Source organism: Micromonospora foliorum, from assembly GCF_022229015.1.
GTDB classification, from domain to species: Bacteria; Actinomycetota; Actinomycetes; order Mycobacteriales; family Micromonosporaceae; genus Micromonospora; species Micromonospora foliorum.
The window spans coordinates 1-4,341 of the sequence record NZ_JAKKFF010000437.1 but is presented as its reverse complement, the minus strand read 5'-3'; the positions used below and the strand labels follow the sequence as shown (position 1 = coordinate 4,341).

3 protein-coding genes and 1 pseudogene are annotated in these 4,341 nt (G+C 70.9%); 1 reads left to right on the top strand and 3 read right to left on the bottom strand.

Annotated features, from left to right (window positions below; all coding sequences use genetic code 11):
* The 3 genes from PSH25_RS33750 to PSH25_RS26750 form a co-directional block, all read right to left on the bottom strand.
* A partial coding sequence (locus PSH25_RS33750; RefSeq protein WP_274528001.1) for a WXG100 family type VII secretion target occupies positions 1–1,192 on the bottom strand: 1,192 nt, incomplete at its 3' end.
* A gap of 10 nt (positions 1,193–1,202) precedes the next feature.
* Positions 1,203–1,643, bottom strand: coding sequence for a hypothetical protein (locus tag PSH25_RS26755; RefSeq protein ID WP_238661668.1), 441 nt, complete (start codon positions 1,641–1,643; stop codon positions 1,203–1,205).
* Positions 1,644–1,904: 261 nt separating this feature from the next.
* Complete coding sequence (locus tag PSH25_RS26750) at positions 1,905–3,902, bottom strand: TIGR03960 family B12-binding radical SAM protein (RefSeq protein ID WP_238661667.1); 1,998 nt, start codon at positions 3,900–3,902, stop codon at positions 1,905–1,907.
* A gap of 107 nt (positions 3,903–4,009) precedes the next feature.
* On the opposite strand from PSH25_RS26750, the pseudogene PSH25_RS26745 reads away from it, so the two are divergent.
* Positions 4,010–4,341: pseudogene (locus PSH25_RS26745) on the top strand (hypothetical protein); the annotation flags it as partial.

Sequence of the window (4,341 nt, the reverse complement as noted above, 5' to 3'; positions counted from 1 at the left end):
CCACGCCGATCCCGGCACCACCGCCCAGGCCACCGCCGGCACCGCCGCCGATTCCGCCGGCCGAGCCGACGCCGGCACCGCCTCCGAAACCACCGCCGGCGCCACCGAGACCGGCGCTGCCGACCCCGCCACCGCCGATGCCACCGCCCAGGCCACCGACGCCGCCCGGAGTGGCACCAGCCAGACCGCTCGTGTAGTCATCGTCGCCGTAGCCCGGATATCCGGAACCGGTCGGTGGGGCCGTCAGCTGACCGGTGCCGCCGGTGGGCGAGCCATCGCCGATCCCACCGGGCTTGGTCGGGGAGAACGGGTCGACTGTGGACGTCGGACCGCCCGTGTCGCCGATGCCCGGCGGCCTGCTGCCGATCGTGGGGCCGCCACCGATGTCGGGCTTCCCGCCGAAATCGCCACCGATGTCGGGCCGCCCCGACGGCGGAACCCGGGGGTCGCGACGGATATCGTCCACTCCGTCCATTTTATCCGGGCTGTTGACGGTGAGCTTGGGGCGCTCCGTGTAGACCGCCTGGGGCAGCGGCGCCATCGCGGTGTTCGCGGCCTGCTGGTTGTCCCGGTACCAGTTGTCCAGGTGGGCTCCGGTGTCCCACCAGCCGCCCCGCTTCTGGTCACCGGCCTGGCCGTCGACCTTCATCGTCGCTTCCAGGTCGTCGGCCTTGTCACGGAACGCGCCGTCGGCGTACGAGCCGGGGTTGCTCTGGTAGTCCTTGCGCAGCGCGGCGAGGAACCCCGACGAGCTCTCGCCGTCGCGGGCATCGTCGAGCTCGGTGCCGTTGGGCAGGCTCCACTCGTTGAAGCCGAAGTCGTCCATCAGCGGGATCGGGATCGTGGAGACCGACTTGCGGATGTCGCCCTCGATCCGCGTCAACGCGCCACTGACGTTCGTCGCGTCGGTGATGAGATCCTCGATCTGCTTGCCGATCTTGCCGAGGTGCTCGCGGTACGCGTCGCCGCCGCTGCCCTTCCAACCGGCGAGCATCCCCGGCAGACCGCCGACGTGCGGGCGCTCCTGGCCGGTCGCGATCGGGCCGACGAACGATCGACCGACGAGCGCGTCCCGCAGTTGTTGCAGGCCGCTGGAGAGATTGCTCCAGCCCGCTCCGACCGATCCGACCGTCTCCGGGTCCGCGGAGAGCGTCACCTCACGGACGCACCGCTCCCAGGTTCCTCCAGCCATGACGTCCCCCTCAGGCCGTGTACGGGTAGGTGGGTGCGCCGCTGGCGGTGGGCGGCGGTGCCGCCGACTCCAGCAGCCGCTCGATCTCCTTGCCGTTGGCGCCGTTACGCGCCTCGGTGTCGCGGAACGCCTTGGCGATCTCCTCGGTGCCCTCCTTGAGCGCGGTGAGCTTCTGGGAGAGCGTCGTGAGGTGCGCTTCCATGTTCACCGTTGACGTCTCCAGGGCCCGCCACTGCATGCGGGCGTCCTCGTACGCGCCGAAGGGGGTGCCGTTCGGAACGGTCTGGGCGTTGTTGCTGTCGCCCTTCATCCGCTCCTTGATGCGTTCCATCTCGTACTTGAGGGTGTCGTCGATGTACTGCCTGAGCCGCTCGACGTACGTGGCGGCGGCGTCCAGGTCTTCGACGCTGACGTGCAGATCGCCGATGCTCGGCGGCGGGATGCTCCCCATGCGATTCCTCCCCCGTCCCCGACCCGCCGGGTCGGTCCATGTCAGACGCAGCGTATCGAGTCTGACCTAGTCGGGGCAGCCCCAGCCACCACCGCCCGGTACAGATGGCGGCCGATCTCGGGGAAGGTCCGGTGCGGGCCCGCCGCACGGCCAAGCCTGAACAGCGCCAACGGGCCCGCGAGACGCGGACCCGTTGGGTGACATGTCGGATGTGGAGGGTGGTGGGTCACCGCCGGCCGGCGGTGCCCGCAGGCAGCCCGGTCAGGGGTGCGAGTGGCCGCCCGACGGGACCTTCATGCCGTTGCCGCCCAGCGGGGTGAGCGGGAGCAGCTTCTTGCCGGTGGGGCCGATCTGGATCTCGGTATCCATCGATGGGCAGACGCCGCAGTCGAAGCAGGGGGTCCACCGGCAGTCGTCCTGCTCGAACTCGCTGAACGAGTCCTGCCAGTCCTGCCAGAGCCAGTCCTTGTCGAGGCCCGAGTCGAGGTGGTCCCAGGGCAGGACCTCCAGCTCGTCACGCTGACGGGTGGTGTACCAGTCGAGGTCCACCCCGAACGCGGGCAGCGTCTCGGCCGCCGCGTCCACCCAGCGCTGGTACGAGAAGTGCTCGCTCCACCCGTCGAACCGGCCGCCGTTCTCCCAGACCTTGCGGATCACCGAGCCGACCCGGCGGTCACCCCGGGAGAGCAGCCCTTCGATGAGCGACGGCTCGCCGTCGTGGTAGCGGTAGCCGATGGCCCGGCCCAGTGAGCGGTCCGCGTTGATGGCCTGCTTGAGGATCTTGAGCCGGTGGTCGATGACCTCGGGACGGTCCATCGCGGCCCACTGGAACGGGGTGTGCGGCTTCGGCACGAACCCGCCGATGGAGACCGTGCAGCGGATGTCCTTGGAGCCGGTCGCGGCCCGGCCGGCCCGGATCACCTCGTGGGCCATCTCGGCGATCTCGAGGACGTCCTCGTCGGTCTCGGTGGGCAGGCCGCACATGAAGTAGAGCTTCACCTGCCGCCAGCCGTTGGTGTACGCGGTGACGACCGTACGGATCAGGTCTTCCTTCGACACCATCTTGTTGATGACCTTGCGGATCCGCTCCGACCCGCCCTCCGGGGCGAAGGTCAGACCGGTACGCCGCCCGTTGCGGGACAGCTCCTGCGCGAGGTCGATGTTGAAGGCGTCCACCCGGGTCGACGGCAGCGACAGCGAGACGTTCGTGCCCTCGTACTGCTGGGCGAGGCCCGAGCACATGTCGCCGATCTCGGAGTGGTCCGCCGAGGAGAGCGACAGCAGGCCGACCTCGGAGAAGCCGGAGAACTCCAGGCCCTCGCGGACCATCTGCGCGACCGTGGTGATGGACCGCTCCCGCACCGGTCGGGTGATCATCCCGGCCTGGCAGAACCGGCAACCGCGGGTGCAGCCCCGGAAGATCTCCACCGCGTACCGCTCGTGCACCGTCTCGGCCAACGGAACGAGGGGCTTCTTCGGGTACGGCCAGGCGTCCAGGTCCATCGTCGTGCGCTTGTGCACCCGGAACGGCACGTCCGCCCGGTTCGGCACGACCCGCTGGATCCGGCCGTCCGGCAGATAGTCGACGTCGTAGAAGCGCGGCACGTAGACGCTCTCGGTGCGGGCCAGCCGCAGCAGCAGCTCGTCGCGGCCTCCCGGCGAGCCCTCGGCCTTCCACTCCCGGACGATCGCGGTGATCTCCAGGACCGCCTCCTCGCCGTCGCCGAGCACCGCGGCGTCGATGAAGTCGGCGATCGGCTCCGGGTTGAACGCGGCGTGCCCGCCGGCCACGATCACCGGGTCGGCGTCGGTGCGGTCGGCGGCCAGCATCGGGATGCCGGCCAGGTCGATCGCGGTGAGCATGTTGGTGTAACCCAGCTCGGTGGAGAAGGAGATGCCGAACAGGTCGAACCCGCGCACCGCCCGGTGCGCGTCGACGGTGAACTGCGGCACGCCGTGCGTGCGCATCAGCGTCTCCAGGTCCGGCCAGACCGCGTACGTCCGCTCGGCGAGCGTGTCGGGCAGCTCGTTGAGCACCTCGTAGAGGATCTGCACGCCCTGGTTGGGCAGCCCCACCTCGTAGGCGTCGGGATACATCAGCGCCCAGCGCACGGTGGCCGAGTCCCAGTCCTTCGTGACCGCACCCAACTCGCCCCCGACGTACTGGATGGGCTTGGAGACCTGGGGTAGCAGCGGCTCGAGCTGGGACCACACGGAGTTGGTCGCGGCCGCGCGCGGCGTCGTGGACGGGGCACTCATGATGCCCAAGGGTACGCGTTCGTCCGGCGGCGATCGCGCGCACGCCCGATCGGCGGTGGTGGCGGCGCGGTACTAACCTCGGATCGGCGCGAGAGGAGATTGCCGCGATGCCGGAGCCCCAGCCGGGAGCACGGCCGGCCGACGGGAGCACCCCGGGCGCGAAGCCGGAGCGGGACCCGGCGGTCGCCGACGAGCCGACCTCCCCACCCGTACCCCCGGACCAGCCGGACCAGCCGGAACCTGCCGCGACCGCGGAGGTCCCGGCGCCCAGGTGGAGCGGTTCGGCCCCGGTGCCGCCGCCGCTGCCCCGCCGGTCCGCCTGGGGCGAGTCGGCCGAGCCGACCCCTTCCCAGCCGGTCTCCGTCGTGCCGCCGGAGCACCAGACGCCGGTCGACCCGTGGGCCGGCGTGGACACCGGCGGCTGGGACCTGCCCTCCGC